Raw genomic sequence first — 17,767 nt, 5'->3', positions numbered from 1 at the left:
CAGCCCACCGATGCGGCCATCCGAGGTTCGGGCGACTACCGTAATGGATAAGAAATGCACGTGACGTCGAGGAGCCCGAACATGAGCCATCCCGGAGCCACTGCAACTGATAGGCACAAAGTCGTCATCATCGGTTCGGGGTTCGGCGGGTTGACCGCCGCCAAGGCGCTCAAGCGGGCCGACGTCGACATCAAGCTGATCGCCAAGACCACCCACCACCTGTTCCAGCCGCTGCTGTACCAGGTCGCGACGGGCATCATCCCGTCGGGTGAAATCGCCCCGCCGACCCGGATGATCTTGCGCAAGCAAAAGAACGCGCAGGTGCTGCTCGGCAACGTCACGCACATCGACCTGACCAATCAGACCGTGAAGTCCGAGCTGCTCGGGCACACGTACGTCACCCCGTACGACACGCTGATCGTCGCGGCCGGTGCCGGCCAGTCCTACTTCGGCAACGATCATTTCGCGGAGTGGGCGCCGGGCATGAAGTCGATCGACGACGCGCTGGAGTTGCGTGCCCGCATCCTGGGCGCCTTCGAGCAGGCCGAGCGGTCGAACGATCCCGCCCGCCGCGAGAAGCTGCTGACGTTCACCGTCGTCGGGGCCGGGCCGACGGGCGTCGAAATGGCCGGGCAGATTGCCGAACTCGCCGATCACACGCTGAAAGGTTCGTTCCGCCACATCGATACGACCACCGCCCGGGTGATCCTGCTCGACGCTGCGCCGGCCGTGCTTCCTCCGATGGGTGAGAAGCTCGGCAAGAAGGCTCAGGCGCGGCTGGAGAAGATGGGTGTCGAGATCCAGCTCGGTGCGATGGTCACCGACGTCGACCGCAACGGCATCACCGTCAAGGATCCCAGCGGCGAATTCCGGCGCATCGAGTGCGCGACCAAGGTCTGGTCGGCCGGTGTGTCGGCGAGCCCCCTCGGCCGCGACATCGCCGAACAGTGCGGCGCCGAGGTCGACCGGGCGGGCCGGGTGAAGGTACTGCCCGACCTCACCGTTCCCGGACACCGCAACGTGTTCGTCGTCGGCGACATGGCCGCCGTCGAAGGCGTTCCCGGCCAGGCGCAGGGCGCCATTCAGGGCGGCCGGTACGCCGCCAAGGCCATCAAGGCGGAGCTGAAGGGCGCCGACCCCGAAAAGCGCGAGCCGTTCCAGTACTTCGACAAGGGCTCCATGGCGACGGTGTCGCGGTTCTCGGCGGTCGCGAAGATCGGACCGCTGGAGTTCGGCGGCTTCATCGCCTGGCTGGCGTGGCTGGTGCTGCACCTGGTGTACCTGGTCGGGTTCCGGCGCAAGCTCACCACGCTGGTGTCGTGGACGGTGACGTTCCTGTCGACGGCGCGCGGCAACCTCACCATCACCGAACAGCAGGCGTACGCCAGAACCAGGATCGAAGAGCTCGAGGAGATTGCGGCCCTGGTACAGGATCCGGACAGAGCGGCGGTCTAGAGCCGCTCACCCTGCCAGGTCGACAGGCAGCCGCCACCGGCCAACGCGAGCGCCATGCCTGCGGTGTCGACTTTCGTTTCGGGATAGTGCAATTCGCTGATGCATGCCATCGGCGCGGACAACTCGTCGTCGGCCACCGAGCCGCGGCCCAGTTCGACGCGATGACGCAACAACGCCGACCCGTCGACGTCGGCGTGCAACGACCCGGACCAGAACCCCTGCCGCTCACCGCTTCTGCCGATCTGAATGCGTTCACGCAGCCGGGCGCGACCCGCCCCGTCGAGTGCAAGGCGTGTCGACGTGAGGTGCCGGGAGGCGGCGGCGACGACCGTGGGTTCCGGATCGAGGTCGAGCTCACCCGCGACCTCCAGGTCCCAGATCGCATGTGACTCATGGGTGCTCGCACCGGGCAGTGTCACCGTCGCCGCGACTGTCCGCACCCGCAGGCGGGCGCCCGGTTCCACGACGATGCGCACGCGGACGGAGTCGCCGCCGAGCGGGGTCGCCGCTGTCGACACCAGATGCACGGTGTCGCTTTCGGTTTCGCGTGCGGCGAGCCCACCCGTGGATTCGATGCGCGGCCGCCGGTCACGGCGCGCGACGATGAGCACGTCGGACCGCATCAGACCGGCACCCGCAACTGTGCACGCACCCACGTCAGCACGTCCGTCGCGGCAGGGTCTTCGGTCAGCGAGATCAGCACCGCGGGACGGCCGTCGCGGACCGCGGCCGCGTCGCGGCGCATCACGTCCAGGTCGGCTCCGACGAGCGGCGCCAGGTCGGTCTTGTTGATGACCAGCAGGTCCGAGTAGGTCACCCCGGGTCCGCCCTTCCGCGGCACCTTGTCGCCACCGGCGACGTCGATGACGAAGATCTGGACGTCGACGAGCCCCGACGAGAAGGTGGCCGTGAGGTTGTCGCCGCCGGACTCGACGAGGATGAGATCGAGCCGTTCGTTGCCGGCGATGAGGTCGTCGATCGCGTCGAGGTTGGCGGTGATGTCGTCGCGGATCGCGGTGTGCGGGCAGCCACCGGTCTGCACCGCAGCGATCCGGCCGTCGGGCAGCACCGCGTGACGGCGTAGGAAGTCGGCGTCCTCGGTGGTGTAGATGTCGTTGGTCAGCACGGCGAGTGACAGCTCGTCACGCAGTTGCCTGCACAGCGCGGCGACGAGCGCCGTCTTGCCCGAACCGACGGGTCCGCCGACGCCGACGCGCAGCGGCTCCCCCGCCGTCCGCTGACGCTTGGGGCGATCGGCATGACCGTGCGGCTGACCGTCGAGGAAATGCGGTGGCATGTAAGGGCTCTTCTCTTCAGGGGTCTCGTCAAGAGGCGAACAACGGTCGCTCGCGGTGGCTGTGTCGCTGGGCCAGCACGTCGAGCAGCGGATCGGACAGGTCGGCCAGCTCCTTACACGCCGACACCGCGGTCTGGTCGCACAACGCTGCGAGCTCGAACGTCAACGCCGCGACATCCCCGGGGTCGAGCGCGAGCAGCCGTTGCGCGGCGGTCGCCGAGTTGGTCATTGTCGTGTAGACCACCGTCAGCGCCGTCTGCTCCGGTTCCAGGCCGCTGGCCGCACCCACCTCACCCGCGACCACGGGCAGATGCGGGGTGGCGCCCAACCCTTCCCAGCGCTCGTCCGGCCAGACCCGTCGCGCCAGCCGCAGCAGGCCACGCCCCTGCGCACGGGACGCCTGGCGGGCCGCGGGCGCCGGTGTGCGGGCGTCGATCTCGCGGTCGGCCTGGGTGACGCTCAGGCTGCCGCCGTGCACGGCGGCGGCGATCGACGCGCTCACCAACCCGGTGGTGCGGATCCGCCGGCACAGGAACGCCCGCAGCGTCGCGAGATCGCGGACCAGCCCCTCGGCGACGGCCTCCTCGACGCCGCCGGAATGCACGTGGCCGCCCGTGGGCAGCCGCGAGTCCGAAAGCGTCAGCAGCGTCGCCAGGTTGGTCATCGAGACGTCGAACCCCTTAGAACAGGAAATAGCGTTGCGCCATCGGCAATTCGACGGCGGGGTCCTCCTGCCACACCTCGCCGTCGATGCGGACGGTGAAGGTATCGGGGTCGACCTCGATCTCGGGAAGCGCGTCGTTGTAAGGCATCTGCGCCTTGCCGACACCGCGGACATTCTTGACGGCGACGAGTCGGCGGTTGACGGCTAGCCGCTCGGCGAGCCCGTCGTCGACTGCCTGCTGGGATACGAAATGCACGGACGTCGCCGCGGCCGCCGCGGGCTCGGCACCGAACATCGGCCGCGGCAGCACGGGCTGCGGCGTGGGAATCGACGCGTTGGCGTCTCCCATTGCCGCCCAGGCGATCATGCCGCCCTTGACCACCGCGTGGGGGCGCACACCGAAGAACGCCGGCTCCCACAGCACGAGGTCGGCGAGCTTGCCGACCTCCACCGAGCCGATCTCGTGGTCCAGGCCGTGGGCGACGGCCGGGCAGATCGTATACTTCGCGACGTAGCGCTGCGCCCGGGTGTTGTCGGCACGCGTATCCCCCGGCAGGAATCCGCGGCGGCGCTTCATCACGTGTGCGGTCTGCCACGTCCGAATGACCACCTCGCCGATGCGGCCCATCGCCTGGGCATCGCTGCCGATCATCGAGATCGCGCCGATGTCGTGCAGCAGGTCCTCGGCGGCGATGGTGGACGGCCGAATCCGGCTCTCGGCGAACGCGAGATCCTCGGGAACGCTTGGGTTGAGGTGGTGGCACACCATCAACATGTCGAGATGCTCGTCGAGCGTGTTCACCGTGTGCGGCCGCGTCGGGTTGGTCGAACTCGGCAGCACGTTGGGATGGCCTGCAACGGTGATGATGTCAGGTGCGTGGCCGCCGCCGGCGCCCTCGGTGTGATACGCGTGGATCGACCGGCCCTTGATCGCGGCGAGCGTGTCCTCGACGAACCCGGCCTCATTGAGGGTGTCGGTGTGGATGTTGGCCTGCACTCCAGCGGCTTCACACACGGTCAGGCACGCATCGATCGCGGCCGGGGTCGTGCCCCAGTCCTCGTGGAGCTTGAAACCTGCTGCGCCACCGCGCAACTGCTCCCACATCGCCTCGCCGCTCACCGTGTTGCCCTTGCCGAGCAACGCGATGTTCATCGGCCACGAGTCCAGCGCCTCCAGCATGCGGCCCAGATGCCATGCCCCCGGCGTCACGGTGGTGGCCTTGCTGCCCTCCGCGGGTCCGGTGCCGCCCGCGATGATCGTCGTGATGCCACCGCCGAGCGCTTCCTCCTTGATCTGCGGACAGATCAGGTGCACGTGACAGTCGATCGCCCCCGCGGTGACGATGCGTCCGTTGCCTGCGATGACTTCGGTCGACGGGCCGACAACCAGATCAGGATGAACCCCGGACATGATGTCGGGATTGCCGGACTTGCCGATCGCGCAGATGCGGCCGTCGCGAAGTCCGATGTCCGCCTTGATGATTCCCCAGTAATCGATGATCACGGCACCCGTGATCACCGTGTCGGGTGCACCGTCGGCGCGGGATGCGCGGCCCTGGCCCATCGACTCGCGCAGCACCTTACCGCCACCGAATACCGCCTCGTCGCCGGCCAGTCCCGGGCCGCCACTGCGGTCCTCGGTGATCTCGACGAACAGATCCGTGTCGGCCAGCCGGATGCGGTCGCCGGTGGTCGGGCCGAACAGCGCGGCGTATCTGGACCGGGAAACAGCGCTCATCTGTGTCCTCTGCTCATCACTTGTCCAATTTGCCCGGCGGCTGCAGGCTCAGCCCGTGCACCTCACGCGAACCGGTCAGTGGAACCAGCCGGACCCGCTGCGCGACACCGGGTTCGAACCGCACCGCCGTGCCGGCGGGAACGTCGAGCCGGTGACCGTGGGCGGCGTCGCGGTCGAACTGCAGCGCGGCATTGCTCTGCGGCAGATGCACGTGACTGCCGACCTGGACGGGTCGGTCACCGGTGTTGACGATCTCCATCTCGAGTCGCTGCGCGCCCGCGTTGATCTCGATATCGCCGTCCCCGTAGACGATTTCGCCGGGGGCCCACGCCGGGCGGTCGGCGGTCATGGGATCGGATGGTGGACGGTCACGAGTTTCGTACCGTCGGGGAACGTCGCCTCCACCTGGACGTCCTCGAGCATCTCCGGAACGCCGTCCATCACGTCGTCGCGGCTGAGAACCTCACGGCCACTGGCCATCAGCTCCGCGACCGTGCGACCGTCGCGGGCCCCCTCCAGGAGGTGATCGGTGATCAACGCGACCGCCTCGGGGTGATTGAGCTTGAGGCCACGAGCCTGCCTGCGACGTGCCAGTTCAGCGGCGTATGACAACAGCAACCGGTCCTGTTCATGCGGCGTTAATCGCATGCCGGGGATATTGCCACGCCCCGCATACCTCAGCAGCGCGAGCAGCGGCGGCTAGGGCTTGGCGGCCAGATTCTGCAGCCGCACCTGGCCCCGCGCCACCACCCGCTCGTTCTCGTCGGTGATCGTGATCAACCAGAGCTGTTGGCTACGGCCGCGGTGAATGGGGGTCGAGACCGCCGTGACCGTGCCCGAGGAGATCGCGCGCAAGAAATCGGTGTTGTTGTTGACCCCCACGACGTTGCCGCCGCCGTTCTCGCTCAGCCACAGCTGCCCGGACACGCTGGCCAGGCTCTCGATGATCGCGCAGTACACGCCGCCGTGCACGATCCCCCACGGTTGCAGCAGTCGGTCGTCGATATGCAGGCGCGCGGTGCCCCCGTCGGGGCTCAGCTCGACGAATTCGAGGCCGATCTCTTTGTCGAACCCGGCACCCAAGCCGGAGGGGATGTCTGAGGTCACGCAGATTGTCTACACGGTCGCTTCGGTGACCCCAAAAGCGGACAGGCCCCGCACATGGTGCGGGGCCTGTCCTTCGTGTGGACCGGGAGTCACTGCAGCCCTCAGGACTCCGGCGCGGTCCGGTGGTACACGTTCTTTCGCTCCTGGAGCATAGGCAAGGCTGCCCTAATTAAGCAAGACCTTCCCTGCAGGTGTCCTCGTCAGGCCCCGCACGGGCAGCCCGAATCCGACCAGCGCATCGAGTACCGCCTGACCGCGTCGCATGCTCGTCACCTCGCTGGAACCCGCCAGCAGCGGCACCTGCGTCGCGGCGCCCACCACCGCGGCACCGACGATGTGCCACATCGAGGCGATGGAAATCGCCGAATCACTGACCTGTGCGAGCTTGGCGAACAGCGGCTCCAGGGTGCGGTGGCTGCGGTGGGCGATCCACGTCGTCAGCGCCGCCTCGTTGGGCAGGGCGACGATCCCGTCCCGTGCCGAATTACGCACGCGCACCGACCGTCCCGCGAAGAACGGATCGTCGGGCAGCGCGCGCACCATCGGATCCACGACCCCGACCCAATCGATCGCACCCTCGGAATCGACGTGCACCCACAGGTTCTCCAGACCGGTATCCCAGGCGCGGCCCTCCAGCACGAGCAGCGGTACGACGCGGCCGATCACCACGTGCGCCAGGGTCGCGGCCAGCTGCTGGGCCACCGCGGCGCGGTTCTCGGTCTCCTCGGAAGCCAGTTGGAACATCGAGTGCAGCCGGTCGGTCGTCAGCGCCTGCATCAGTGGCCACCACCGCCGGCGCGAGAGGTCGCCCATCACGGCGACGCCGTAGACGCGCGGACATTCGGGATAAAGCTCGCGCAAGCGGCGGCTCGACTCGTGCAACGGCAGCATCTGCTCGATCTCCATGCTCGCGATGAGCGGGTCGTCGACCAGAACCGTCATGAGACCTCCCGAAGTAGCTTAGGTTAGCCTTACTATAGTCAGGCCGATCACCAGGGCTAGACCCTGTGACTCGACTCACAGGGTGGGGCGCAGGGGCGGTGACCTCGAAAGGACGACGGCGAAATCGTCCTGTCGCTGCGCACGACGGCGTGCTCGGCGACGTAGGCCGTGCGCGATACGACGCTCGGTAGTAAACCCGTAGTACGCTGGATCTACCGTCTCTAGGAGATGAACAAGATGGCCAAATTGACGCGTTTAGGGGAATTGGAACGCGCGGTGATGGACCACCTGTGGTCCGCGCGAGAACCCCAGACCGTGCGCCAGGTTCACGAGGCGCTGTCGGCCAGGCGCGACCTGGCGTACACCACGATCATGACCGTGCTGCAGCGGCTCGCGAAGAAGAATCTCGTCGTTCAGCACCGCGATGATCGCGCCCATCGATACGCCCCCACGCACGGCCGCGACGAACTCGTCGCCGGATTGATGGTCGACGCCCTGGATCAGGCCGCCGACTCGGGCGGGCGCGAGGCCGCGCTCGTGCACTTCGTCGAGCGCGTGGGCGCCGATGAAGCGGCGGCTCTGCGGCGCGCTCTGGCCGAGCTGGAAGACAAACACCGGATAGCGCCACCCGCTGGTAATCCGGGCACCGGCTGAGAGACACTTACAGCGTGTCCGCGCTGGCCTTCACCGTCATGGCGCTGGTCCTGTCGGGACCGGTGCCTGCGATGCTGGCGCGGGCGTCGTGGCCGTCGCGGGCTCCGCGGGCGGCGATCGTGCTGTGGCAGGCCATCGCCCTTGCCGCGGTCCTGTCGGCGTTCTCCGCGGGAATCGCGATCGCCAGCAGGCTTTTTGCGCCCGGACGCGACGGCAGGCCGACCGCGACCCTCGCCAGCGAGATAGACGCGCTCGGCTGGCCGTTGTGGCTCGCCTACGTCGCGGTGCTCGCACTGACCCTCGTGATCGGAGCCCGGCTCGCGATCGCCGTCGTGCAGGTCGCGGTCGCCACCCGGCGCAGGCGCGCACATCACCGGATGGTCGTCGACCTGGTGGGCATATCGCGGAAGCACACCCACGCGGGGCACGGTCTGCGCATTCTCGACGTCGAGGAGCCACTGGCCTACTGCCTCCCCGGCGTGCGGAGTCGGGTGGTGGTCAGCGAGGGCACACTGACGACGTTGGCGGACAACGAGATTGCCGCGATCCTGACGCACGAGCGCGCGCATCTGCGGGCACGGCACGATCTGGTGCTCGAGATGTTCATGGCGGTGCATGCGGCGTTCCCGCGGTTCGTGCGCAGTGCGAGCGCACTCGACGCCGTGCGGTTGCTGATTGAGATGCTGGCCGACGATGCGGCGGTGCGCGCGGCCGGTCCGACTCCCCTCGCCCGCGCGTTGGTGGCGTGTGCGACGGGCCGCACGCCTGCGGGCGCATTGGCTGCCGGCGGACCGACGACCGTGGTCCGGGTGCGTCGTCTCGGCGGCCACGGCAACAGCCTGGCGGTGGCCGCCTGCGCCTACGTGGCCGCCGCGGCTGTTCTGGTGGTGCCGACCGTAGCGGTGGTGCTGCCGTGGTTGACCGAATTGAATCGTTTGTTCACCGTCTAGGCGTTCTTCTGTAGTAGCCCGGTTCTGCACAACAAAAAACGAAAGGCTGCCCGTATGAGCTCGTCTGAGAATCCCACGAACGGAACCGCTCAAATCGGGGTCACCGGCCTCGCCGTGATGGGATCCAACCTGGCGCGCAACTTCGCACACCACGGGTACACCGTGGCGCTGCACAACAGGTCCGTCGCCAAGACCGACGCGCTGTTGGCCGAACACGGCTCGGAGGGCAAGTTCATCCGCAGCGAAACCATTCCCGAATTCCTTGCCGCCCTTGAGAAACCGCGCCGGGTGATCATCATGGTCAAAGCCGGCGAAGCAACCGACGCCGTGATCAACGAGCTCGCCGACGCGATGGAGGAAGGCGACATCATCATCGACGGCGGCAACGCGCTCTACACCGACACCATCCGTCGGGAGAAGGCGATCCGCGAGCGCGGGCTGCACTTCGTCGGCGCAGGCATCTCCGGCGGGGAGGAAGGTGCCTTGAAGGGGCCGTCGATCATGCCCGGCGGGCCCGCCGAGTCCTACAAGTCGCTCGGACCGCTCCTGGAGGAGATCTCCGCGCACGTCGACGGGGTGCCCTGCTGCACCCACATCGGTCCCGACGGCGCCGGGCACTTCGTGAAGATGGTGCACAACGGCATCGAGTACTCGGACATGCAGCTCATCGGCGAGGCCTACCAGCTGCTGCGTGACGGATTGGGCCTGACGGCGCCCGAGATCGCCGATGTGTTCGCCGAATGGAACAAGGGCGACCTGGACAGCTTCCTCATCGAGATCACGGCGGAGGTGTTGCGGCAGACGGACGCCAAGACGGGCAAGCCGCTCGTCGACCTGATCCTCGACGAGGCCGAGCAGAAGGGCACCGGCCGGTGGACGGTGAAGTCGGCGCTGGACCTCGGGGTGCCCGTGACGGGGATCGCCGAGGCGGTGTTCGCTCGCGCGCTGTCGGGCTCGGTCGCCCAGCGCAAAGCAACGACGGGTTTGGCATCCGGCGATCTCGGCGAGAAGCCCAGTGATGCAGAGCAATTCATCGATGATGTCAGCAAGGCGCTGTACGCATCGAAGATCATCGCCTACGCGCAGGGCTTCAATCAGATCCAGGCGGGCAGTGCGGAATACAACTGGGGTATCAACCCCGGCGATATGGCGACGATCTGGCGCGGCGGCTGCATCATCCGGGCGAAGTTCCTCAATCGCATCAAGGAGGCGTTCGACGAGAACCCCGAGCTGCCGACGCTGATCGTGGCGCCGTACTTCCGCAGCGCCATCGAGTCGGCGATCGACAGCTGGCGTCGTGTCGTGGTGACCGCGACCGAGCTGGGCATCCCGATCCCGGGCTTCTCCTCGGCGTTGTCGTACTACGACGGGCTGCGCACGGAACGGCTGCCCGCCGCGCTCACGCAGGGCCTGCGCGACTTCTTCGGTGCGCATACGTATGGCCGCATCGATGCCGACCCGAGCGCGCGGTTCCACACACTGTGGAGCGGGGATCGCAGCGAGATCGAGGCCTAGGGACGCCTGCCTATTTCGCCGAGACTGCGGGCGGATTCTGCGTCTTTGCGCCGATACCGGCGACGGGCGTAACGCCATGGTGCGATCGCGGCCGAATTCCCGCCGTGCGGTTACAACCGGCGCTGACCCGTATCGCCGACGTCGTCACACCCAGTCTCGACGCATGTGGCGCATGTCTCGGCGGCAACTAGACTTGGGCTGAGATGAAATTTCTTCACGGCCACGAGCCCGCCTTCGACCTGACCTACAACGACGTCTTCATCGTTCCCAGCCGTTCCGATGTGCTGTCGCGGATGGACGTCGACCTGTCCACGTCGGACGGCTCGGGAACGACGATCCCGGTGGTGGTCGCCAACATGACGGCGGTCGCCGGTCGCCGGATGGCCGAGACCGTGGCACGTCGCGGTGGGCTTGTCGTTCTGCCGCAAGACCTTCCGACCGCAGCAGTGCAGCAGACCGTCGACTTCGTCAAGAGCCGCGACCTGGTCGTCGACACCCCGGTGGTGCTCTCCCCCGACGACTCGGTGTCGGATGCGATGGCCCTGATCCACAAGCGTGCCCACGGCGCCGCCGTCGTCGTCTTCGAGGGACGGCCCATCGGACTGGTCACCGAGGCCGGTTGCGTCGGCGTGGACCGCTTTACCCGCGTCCGCGACATCGCGGTGTCCGACTTCGTCAGCGCGCCGGTGGGTACGGACCCGCGAAAGGTATTCGACCTGCTCGAACATGCTCCGATCGACGTGGCTGTCATGACCGAGGCCGACGGCACGCTGGCCGGTGTGCTGACCCGTACCGCGGCCATCCGGGCCGGCATCTACACCCCCGCGGTCGACGACAACGGCCGGTTGCGCATCGCCGCGGCGGTGGGCATCAACGGCGACGTCGGCGCGAAGGCCCGCAGCCTGGCCGAGGCCGGCGTCGACCTGCTGGTGATCGACACCGCACACGGCCACCAGGTCAAGATGCTGGACGCCATCAAGGCCGTCGCGTCGCTGGACCTCGGGCTGCCGCTGGTGGCCGGCAACGTGGTGTCCGCCGAGGGCACGCGTGACCTGATCTCGGCAGGCGCGTCGATCGTGAAGGTCGGCGTCGGACCCGGCGCGATGTGCACCACCCGGATGATGACCGGCGTGGGCCGGCCGCAGTTCTCCGCGGTGCTCGAATGTGCCATTGCGGCAAAGCAACTCGGCGCTCACGTGTGGGCCGACGGAGGCGTCCGGCACCCGCGCGACGTCGCGCTCGCACTCGCCGCAGGTGCGTCGAACGTGATGATCGGCTCGTGGTTCGCCGGCACCTACGAGTCGCCGGGCGACCTCATGCGCGATCGCGAGGACCGCCCCTACAAGGAGAGCTACGGCATGGCGTCCAAGCGCGCCGTCGCCGCACGCACCGCCGCCGACGACCCGTTCGACCAGGCCCGCAAGGCGTTGTTCGAGGAGGGCATCTCGACGTCTCGGATGGGGCTCGACCCGTCCCGGGGCGGCGTGGAGGACCTGCTCGACCACATCACCTCCGGGGTGCGCAGCACCTGCACCTACGTCGGCGCCACCAACCTCGCCGAACTCCACGAGAAGGTCGTGCTCGGCGTGCAGTCGCCGGCGGGGTTCGCCGAGGGTCATCCTCTGCCAACCGGCTGGTGAGCCCCTTGGCCTGCCGCGACGGGCTACCATAGAGCTCACTTTTTCAGCGCCTACTCGAAAGGGACCCTGTGCCGCAGGCACCCGTTGAGGCCGCGAGCTTCCGGGCCGAGCGGCCCGGCGACGAACCGCCCGACGCCGAGCCCTCTTCTAGTCGGCCGGGCGGAAGGCCCGGCTCACTACCGGCGAGGACGCGAGGACTCTCGGCATGACCCTCGCCACCTCGCTGCTCTCCATCGCCGCCATCATCCTGCTGACCATCGGCACCGCGGTGTTCGTCGCCGCGGAGTTTTCGCTGACCGCACTCGAACGGAGCACGGTCGATGCCAACGCGCGCAGCGGCAACCGTCGTGACCTGATGGTGCAGCGGGCCCACCGCACGTTGTCGTTCCAGCTCTCCGGCGCACAGGTGGGCATCTCGATCACCACGCTGGCGACCGGCTACCTGGCCGAACCCGTCGTGGGGCGGCTGATTCGGCCCGGCCTCGACGCCATCGGCGTGCCCGGTCGGTTCGCGGGCGGACTCGCGTTGTTCTTCGCCGTGGTGATCGCCACCTCGCTGTCGATGGTGTTCGGCGAGCTGGTGCCGAAGAACCTGGCGATCGCCAGGCCGGTGCAGACGGCACGCTGGTCGGCGGGGCCGCAGCTGCTGTTCTCGACGCTGTTCACCCCGCTGATCCGGCTGACCAATGGCACCGCCAACTGGATCCTGCGGCGGCTGGGCATCGAGCCCGCGGAGGAGCTTCGTTCGGCGCGCTCCCCGCAGGAGCTGGTGTCGCTGGTGCGCAGCTCGGCGCGCAGCGGTGCGCTGGACCCGGCCACCGCGATCCTCGTCGACCGGTCCCTGCAGTTCGGTGAGCGCACCGCCGAGGAACTGATGACCCCGCGGGCGAAGATCGAGGCGCTGGAATCCGACGACACCGCCGCCGACCTGGTGGCCGCCGCCATCAAGACCGGCCACTCACGGTTCCCGATCATCCAGGGCGACCTCGACGAGACCATCGGCATCGCACACGTCAAGCAGGTGTTCGAGGTGCCTCCGGAGCGGCGGAGCACCACGCCGTTGGCCAGCCTGGCGCTGCCCGTCGCCAAGGTGCCGTCCACCCTCGACGGCGACGCGGTGATGACTCAGATCCGGGCCAACGGCCTGCAGACCGCGCTCGTCGTCGACGAATACGGCGGCACCGCGGGGATGGTCACCATGGAGGACCTCATCGAGGAGATCGTCGGCGATGTGCGCGACGAGCACGACGTCGAACCGCCAGACGTGGTCCCCGCGGGCAAGGGCTGGCAGGTGTCTGGGCTGCTGCGCATCGACGAGGTCGCCGAAGCGACGGGTTTCCGTGCGCCAGAAGGTGATTACGAAACGATCGGCGGGCTGGTGCTGGAGAAGCTCGGGCACATTCCCGAGCAGGCCGAGTCGGTGGAGCTGACGGCGTTCGATCCCGACGGTGTCGCGCTGGACGATCCGGTCCGATGGCTGGCCACCGTGGTTCGTATGGACGGCAGGCGCATCGACCTGCTCGAGCTGACCGAACTCGGCCGGCGTGGCGCGGGAGATGAGAGCTGATGGGCGGCGACATCTTCGGCGTGCTGCTCACCGTGCTGCTGCTCGGCGCGAACGCGTTCTTCGTCGCTTCGGAGTTCGCGTTGATCTCGGCGCGCCGCGACCGGCTCGAAGCGCTGGCCGAACAGGGCAAGAAGAGTGCGGTGACCGTCATCCGCGCCGGCGAGAACCTGGGGTTGATGCTTGCCGGCGCCCAGCTGGGCATCACCGTCTGCTCGATCCTGCTGGGCCGGGTCGGCGAGCCTGCGGTCGCACATCTGCTGGAGAAGCCGTTCGACCTGTTCGGCATTCCGGATTCGGTGCTGCACACCGTGTCGTTCTTCGTCGCGTTGGCCGTCGTGGTGACGCTGCACGTGTTGCTCGGCGAGATGGTGCCGAAGAACATCGCGATCGCCGGACCGGAGTCGGCGGCGATGCTGCTGATCCCGGTCTACCTGGTCTACATCCGGCTGGCCCGCCCGTTCGTCGCCTTCTACAACGGGTGCGCCAACATCACGTTGCGCGCCATGGGCGTCGAACCGAAGGACGAGCTCGATGTCACGGTGTCGACCGTCGAGCTGTCCGAGATGATCGCCGAGTCGGTGTCGGAGGGCCTCCTCGACCAGGAGGAGCACAACCGGCTGACGCGTGCACTGCAGATCCGCAACCGTGTCGCCAGCGATGTGGCGATGCCGCTCGACCAGATCCGCACCGTCCCGGTCGCGCGTGAGGGCTGCGGACCCACGCTGGCGGCGATCGAGGAGGCACTCGCCGAAACCGGCTACTCACGCTTCCCCGTCAGCGGCCTGTCCGGCGAGCTCGTCGGGTATCTGCACATCAAGGACGTCCTGCCGCTGGTCGACGACCCTCGCAAGGATGACGCCGTGCTGGACGCCTCGATGGTGCGGCCGCTGCCGCGGGTTCCGGCGTCGATGTCGTTGCCCGACGCGCTCTCGAGGCTGCGGCGGGACAACGCCCACCTGGCGCTGCTCACCGCACCCGACGGCAGCGTGTCGGCGATGGTCGCGCTGGAGGACCTGGTCGAGGACCTCGTCGGCACCGTGCGGGACGGGACCCACCGTGTCTGACGCCCTCGTGTTCGACGAGGGCGACTGGACCGCCCGAGCGCAGCGGCACCGGGAACGCGTCGACGACTTCCTGCGGGTCTACCGCTCACCGGCAGGCGAGCCCCATCCCGTATGGGATTTCCTGTTCACCTACTACAGCCTGCGGCCACGACAACTGCGGAAGTGGCACCCGGGTTTCGGAGTGGTGCTCGCGGGTGACTCCGCGACTCGCTATCTGGGCCGCACCGGCTACGGCCGCGCACCGCACGGGGTGAGCGTCACCCTGGACTACCTCCGGGGCCGCGCGGAGACCGTGCGGTTCATCGCCGGGCTGTTGCGCGCGACCGCGTCGCGGCCGGCGCGGCTGAACTGCTTCGGGTTGCACGAGTGGGCGATGGTGTACCGGGCGCGGACCGTTCGCCATGACCGCGTGCCGCTGCGCTTGGGTACCGAAGGCACGGATGCGGTGGTCGAGTCGATGCCGTTGCGGTGCAGCCACTTCGACGCCTTCCGGTTCTTCACCGAGCCGGCGACCGAGCTCAACAGTGAGCAGCTGACCCGCGACGGCCAGGTCCGCTCGGAGCAGCCGGGCTGCCTGCACGCGGCGATGGATTGCTACAAGTACGCCTACAAGCTGGGGCCACTTGTCGATTCGACGTTGGTAATGGACTGCCTCGACGTGGCGGCGCAGGCCCGTGAACTCGACATGCGGGCCAGCCCCTACGATCTTCACGACTACGGATTCGAGCCGATCGCCATCGAGACACCGGCGGGACGGGCCGAATACGTGCGGATCCAGCAGCAGGTTGCCGACCGGGCGGCGCCGCTGCGGGAGCGGCTTGTGCAGCGGTGCGACGACCTGCTCGCAGCCTTGGTGGTCCGCGGAGACGCTGCACCGGTGAGCGCAGGAATAGCTGCGATTACCCGCGGGTAAGCTGGATCGACGGCACTGCGTTCGACGCGCCTTTGCAGGCGAGGGAGGAAATATGACCGATCGCGTGAAGGTGGGCAACCTGCGTGTTGCCCAGGTGCTGTACGACTTCATCAACAGCGAGGCGCTGCCGGGTACCGGCCTCGATCCCGACACCTTCTGGTCCGGCGTGGACAAGGTCGTCGCCGATCTGACGCCCAAGAACCAGGAGCTGCTGGCCAAGCGCGACGAGCTGCAGGCCCGCATCGACAAGTGGCACCGCCAGCGCGTCATCGAGCCCATCGACGCCGAGGCCTACCGCGAGTTCCTCACCGAGATCGGGTACCTGCTGCCCGAGCCCGAGGACTTCACCATCACCACCGCGGGCGTCGACGACGAGATCACCACGACCGCAGGCCCGCAGCTCGTCGTCCCGATCCTGAACGCCCGCTTCGCGCTGAACGCCGCGAACGCCCGGTGGGGCTCGCTGTACGACGCGCTGTACGGCACCGACGTCATCCCCGAGGACGACGGCGCCGAAAAGGGCACCAGCTACAACAAGGTCCGCGGTGACAAAGTCATCGCGTATGCCCGCCGCTTCCTCGACGGTGCCGCCCCGCTGGCCACCGGCGCGTGGAACGAAGCCACCGGCATCAAGATCGACGAGGGCCGGCTGGTCGTCACGCTGGGCGACGGGGTGTCCACCGGGCTCGCGACGCCCGAGCAGTTCGTCGGCTACACCGGCGAACTCGGCTCGCCGTCCTGGTCGGTGCTGCTGCGCAACCACGGCCTGCATGTCGAGGTCCTGATCGACCCCGACTCCCCCGTCGGCTCCACCGACCCGGCCGGCATCAAGGATGTCGTCCTGGAGTCCGCGATCACCACGATCATGGACTTCGAGGACTCAGTGGCCGCCGTCGACGCCGACGACAAGGTGCTCGGTTACCGCAACTGGCTGGGTCTGAACCGCGGCGACCTCGCCGAAGAGGTGAGCAAGGACGGCAAGACCTTCACCCGGGTGCTCAACGAGGACCGCGTCTACACCACTCCGGACGGTGCGGGCCAGCTGACGCTGCCCGGCCGCAGCCTGCTGTTCGTGCGCAACGTCGGTCACCTGATGACCAACGACGCCATCGTGGACGTCGACGGTAACGAGGTGCCCGAGGGCATCCAGGACGCGCTGTTCACCAGCCTGATCGCGATTCACGGGCTGAAGTCCGGCGATGAGAACGGCCCGAAGGTCAACAGCCGCACCGGCTCGATCTACATCGTGAAGCCCAAGATGCACGGCCCCGAAGAGGTCGCGTTCACGGTCGAGCTGTTCGGCCGTGTCGAGGACGTCCTCGGGCTGCCGCCGAACACCATCAAGGTCGGCATCATGGACGAGGAGCGCCGCACCACGGTGAACCTCAAGGCCTGCATCAAGGCGGCCGCCGACCGCGTGGTGTTCATCAACACCGGCTTCCTGGACCGCACGGGCGACGAGATCCATACGTCGATGGAGGCGGGCCCGATGGTCCGCAAGGGCGCCATGAAGACGCAGCCGTGGATCCTGGCCTACGAGGACCAGAACGTCGACATCGGCCTGGCCACCGGATTCTCCGGGCGCGCGCAGATCGGCAAGGGCATGTGGGCGATGACCGACCTGATGGCCGAGATGGTCGAGCAGAAGATCGGTCAGCCCAAGGCCGGCGCCACCACCGCGTGGGTGCCGTCGCCTACGGCGGCCACCCTGCACGCCATGCACTACCACGAGGTCGACGTGTTCGCGGTGCAGAAGGAGCTCGCGGGTAAGACCCGGACCACGATCGACCAGCTGCTCACCATCCCCCTCAGCAAGGAACTCGCCTGGGCGCCCGAGGAGATCCGCGAAGAGGTCGACAACAACTGCCAGTCCATCCTCGGCTACGTGGTGCGCTGGATCGACGCCGGCGTCGGCTGCTCGAAGGTGCCCGACATCCACAACATCGCGCTGATGGAAGACCGCGCGACGCTTCGTATCTCGAGCCAGCTGCTGGCGAACTGGCTGCGTCACGGTGTGATCACCGAGGACGACGTGAAGGCCAGTCTGCGGCGGATGGCGGCGGTCGTCGACGAGCAGAACGCCGGGGACGCGGACTACCGGCCGATGGCCCCGGACCCCGAGGGCAGCGTGGCGTTCCAGGCCGCCCAGGAGCTGATCCTGTCCGGCACCGCGCAGCCGAACGGCTACACCGAACCGATCCTGCATCGCAGGCGCCGCGAATTTAAGGCAGCCAACAACGGTGCTTGATCCGATGACCCGT

At 68.0% G+C, this 17,767-nt stretch carries 17 protein-coding genes; 9 read left to right on the top strand and 8 right to left on the bottom strand.

Features of this window, described 5'->3' with window-relative positions; all coding sequences use genetic code 11:
• Nucleotides 1-81: 81 nt before the first annotated feature.
• The gene (locus G6N43_RS16425; protein WP_083150768.1) at nt 82-1,455 is read left to right on the top strand and encodes a type II NADH:quinone oxidoreductase Ndh; all 1,374 of its coding nucleotides are present in this window, start codon (nt 82-84) and stop codon (nt 1,453-1,455) included.
• On the opposite strand, the gene G6N43_RS16420 is transcribed toward G6N43_RS16425, so the two are convergent.
• From G6N43_RS16420 to G6N43_RS16385, 8 genes are all read right to left on the bottom strand, one after another.
• A complete protein-coding gene (locus G6N43_RS16420; protein WP_083150766.1) occupies nt 1,452-2,078 on the bottom strand; it encodes an urease accessory protein UreD in 627 nt (208 codons plus the stop codon). The two genes, G6N43_RS16425 and G6N43_RS16420, sit on opposite strands and share 4 nt — an antisense overlap.
• Nucleotides 2,078-2,752, bottom strand: coding sequence for an urease accessory protein UreG (gene ureG / locus G6N43_RS16415; RefSeq protein WP_083150764.1), 675 nt, complete (start codon nt 2,750-2,752; stop codon nt 2,078-2,080). Before ureG ends, G6N43_RS16420 begins: the two co-directional genes overlap by 1 nt.
• A 28-nt stretch (nt 2,753-2,780) precedes the next feature.
• The gene (locus tag G6N43_RS16410; RefSeq protein ID WP_083150762.1) at nt 2,781-3,416 is read right to left on the bottom strand and encodes an urease accessory protein UreF; all 636 of its coding nucleotides are present in this window, start codon (nt 3,414-3,416) and stop codon (nt 2,781-2,783) included.
• A 16-nt stretch (nt 3,417-3,432) separates the two neighbouring features.
• The gene (locus tag G6N43_RS16405; protein ID WP_083150760.1) at nt 3,433-5,154 is read right to left on the bottom strand and encodes an urease subunit alpha; all 1,722 of its coding nucleotides are present in this window, start codon (nt 5,152-5,154) and stop codon (nt 3,433-3,435) included.
• Between the two features lie 16 nt (nt 5,155-5,170).
• Nucleotides 5,171-5,503, bottom strand: coding sequence for an urease subunit beta (locus G6N43_RS16400; protein WP_083150757.1), 333 nt, complete (start codon nt 5,501-5,503; stop codon nt 5,171-5,173).
• Nucleotides 5,500-5,802 (bottom strand): urease subunit gamma, encoded by a 303-nt coding sequence (locus tag G6N43_RS16395; protein WP_083150755.1) that lies wholly within the window; start codon nt 5,800-5,802, stop codon nt 5,500-5,502. Before G6N43_RS16395 ends, G6N43_RS16400 begins: the two co-directional genes overlap by 4 nt.
• 51 nt (nt 5,803-5,853) lie before the next feature.
• Nucleotides 5,854-6,261: a PaaI family thioesterase gene (locus tag G6N43_RS16390; RefSeq protein ID WP_083150752.1), complete on the bottom strand. Its 408-nt coding sequence runs from the start codon at nt 6,259-6,261 to the stop codon at nt 5,854-5,856.
• Between the two features lie 165 nt (nt 6,262-6,426).
• Nucleotides 6,427-7,203: an iron reductase gene (locus G6N43_RS16385; RefSeq protein WP_083150750.1), complete on the bottom strand. Its 777-nt coding sequence runs from the start codon at nt 7,201-7,203 to the stop codon at nt 6,427-6,429.
• 237 nt (nt 7,204-7,440) lie between these two features.
• On the opposite strand from G6N43_RS16385, the gene G6N43_RS16380 reads away from it, so the two are divergent.
• The 8 genes from G6N43_RS16380 (at nt 7,441) to G6N43_RS16345 (ending at nt 17,754) form a co-directional block, all read left to right on the top strand.
• Nucleotides 7,441-7,857: a BlaI/MecI/CopY family transcriptional regulator gene (locus G6N43_RS16380; protein WP_083150986.1), complete on the top strand. Its 417-nt coding sequence runs from the start codon at nt 7,441-7,443 to the stop codon at nt 7,855-7,857.
• 14 nt (nt 7,858-7,871) lie between these two features.
• Complete coding sequence (locus tag G6N43_RS16375; protein ID WP_083150748.1) at nt 7,872-8,807, top strand: M56 family metallopeptidase; 936 nt, start codon at nt 7,872-7,874, stop codon at nt 8,805-8,807.
• Nucleotides 8,808-8,861: 54 nt separating this feature from the next.
• Nucleotides 8,862-10,322 carry an NADP-dependent phosphogluconate dehydrogenase gene (gene gndA / locus G6N43_RS16370; RefSeq protein WP_083150747.1) on the top strand — a complete coding sequence of 487 codons (1,461 nt, stop codon included), beginning with the start codon at nt 8,862-8,864 and terminating at the stop codon, nt 10,320-10,322.
• 203 nt (nt 10,323-10,525) lie between these two features.
• Complete coding sequence (locus tag G6N43_RS16365; protein ID WP_083150746.1) at nt 10,526-11,962, top strand: GuaB1 family IMP dehydrogenase-related protein; 1,437 nt, start codon at nt 10,526-10,528, stop codon at nt 11,960-11,962.
• Between the two features lie 205 nt (nt 11,963-12,167).
• Nucleotides 12,168-13,529 carry a hemolysin family protein gene (locus tag G6N43_RS16360; RefSeq protein ID WP_083150745.1) on the top strand — a complete coding sequence of 454 codons (1,362 nt, stop codon included), beginning with the start codon at nt 12,168-12,170 and terminating at the stop codon, nt 13,527-13,529.
• Nucleotides 13,529-14,593, top strand: a complete 1,065-nt coding sequence (locus G6N43_RS16355; RefSeq protein WP_083150744.1) for a hemolysin family protein — start codon at nt 13,529-13,531, stop codon at nt 14,591-14,593. Before G6N43_RS16360 ends, G6N43_RS16355 begins: the two co-directional genes overlap by 1 nt.
• Nucleotides 14,586-15,506 carry a 3-methyladenine DNA glycosylase gene (locus tag G6N43_RS16350; protein WP_083150743.1) on the top strand — a complete coding sequence of 307 codons (921 nt, stop codon included), beginning with the start codon at nt 14,586-14,588 and terminating at the stop codon, nt 15,504-15,506. The genes G6N43_RS16355 and G6N43_RS16350 overlap by 8 nt, the downstream gene beginning before the upstream one ends.
• Before the next feature lie 52 nt (nt 15,507-15,558).
• A complete protein-coding gene (locus G6N43_RS16345; RefSeq protein ID WP_083150742.1) occupies nt 15,559-17,754 on the top strand; it encodes a malate synthase G in 2,196 nt (731 codons plus the stop codon).
• Nucleotides 17,755-17,767 lie beyond the last annotated feature (13 nt).

It is taken from the genome of Mycolicibacterium moriokaense, from assembly GCF_010726085.1.
GTDB classification, from domain to species: domain Bacteria; phylum Actinomycetota; class Actinomycetes; order Mycobacteriales; family Mycobacteriaceae; genus Mycobacterium; species Mycobacterium moriokaense.
The sequence above is the reverse complement of the archived record's forward strand: the minus strand, read 5'-3'. Positions and strand labels throughout refer to the sequence as shown.

What these genes read in the sequence shown, in the direction of transcription:
- G6N43_RS16365 (WP_083150746.1), top strand. Translation starts at nt 10,526, where the DNA reads ATGAAATTTCTTCACGGCCACGAGCCCGCCTTCGACCTGACCTACAAC.
- G6N43_RS16355 (WP_083150744.1), top strand. Translation starts at nt 13,529, where the DNA reads ATGGGCGGCGACATCTTCGGCGTGCTGCTCACCGTGCTGCTGCTCGGC.
- G6N43_RS16395 (WP_083150755.1), bottom strand. Translation starts at nt 5,802, where the DNA reads ATGCGATTAACGCCGCATGAACAGGACCGGTTGCTGTTGTCATACGCC.
- ureG (WP_083150764.1), bottom strand. Translation starts at nt 2,752, where the DNA reads ATGCCACCGCATTTCCTCGACGGTCAGCCGCACGGTCATGCCGATCGC.
- G6N43_RS16360 (WP_083150745.1), top strand. Translation starts at nt 12,168, where the DNA reads ATGACCCTCGCCACCTCGCTGCTCTCCATCGCCGCCATCATCCTGCTG.
- G6N43_RS16400 (WP_083150757.1), bottom strand. Translation starts at nt 5,503, where the DNA reads ATGACCGCCGACCGCCCGGCGTGGGCCCCCGGCGAAATCGTCTACGGG.
- G6N43_RS16380 (WP_083150986.1), top strand. Translation starts at nt 7,441, where the DNA reads ATGGCCAAATTGACGCGTTTAGGGGAATTGGAACGCGCGGTGATGGAC.
- G6N43_RS16345 (WP_083150742.1), top strand. Translation starts at nt 15,559, where the DNA reads ATGACCGATCGCGTGAAGGTGGGCAACCTGCGTGTTGCCCAGGTGCTG.
- G6N43_RS16420 (WP_083150766.1), bottom strand. Translation starts at nt 2,078, where the DNA reads ATGCGGTCCGACGTGCTCATCGTCGCGCGCCGTGACCGGCGGCCGCGC.
- G6N43_RS16405 (WP_083150760.1), bottom strand. Translation starts at nt 5,154, where the DNA reads ATGAGCGCTGTTTCCCGGTCCAGATACGCCGCGCTGTTCGGCCCGACC.
- gndA (WP_083150747.1), top strand. Translation starts at nt 8,862, where the DNA reads ATGAGCTCGTCTGAGAATCCCACGAACGGAACCGCTCAAATCGGGGTC.
- G6N43_RS16425 (WP_083150768.1), top strand. Translation starts at nt 82, where the DNA reads ATGAGCCATCCCGGAGCCACTGCAACTGATAGGCACAAAGTCGTCATC.
- G6N43_RS16385 (WP_083150750.1), bottom strand. Translation starts at nt 7,203, where the DNA reads ATGACGGTTCTGGTCGACGACCCGCTCATCGCGAGCATGGAGATCGAG.
- G6N43_RS16410 (WP_083150762.1), bottom strand. Translation starts at nt 3,416, where the DNA reads ATGACCAACCTGGCGACGCTGCTGACGCTTTCGGACTCGCGGCTGCCC.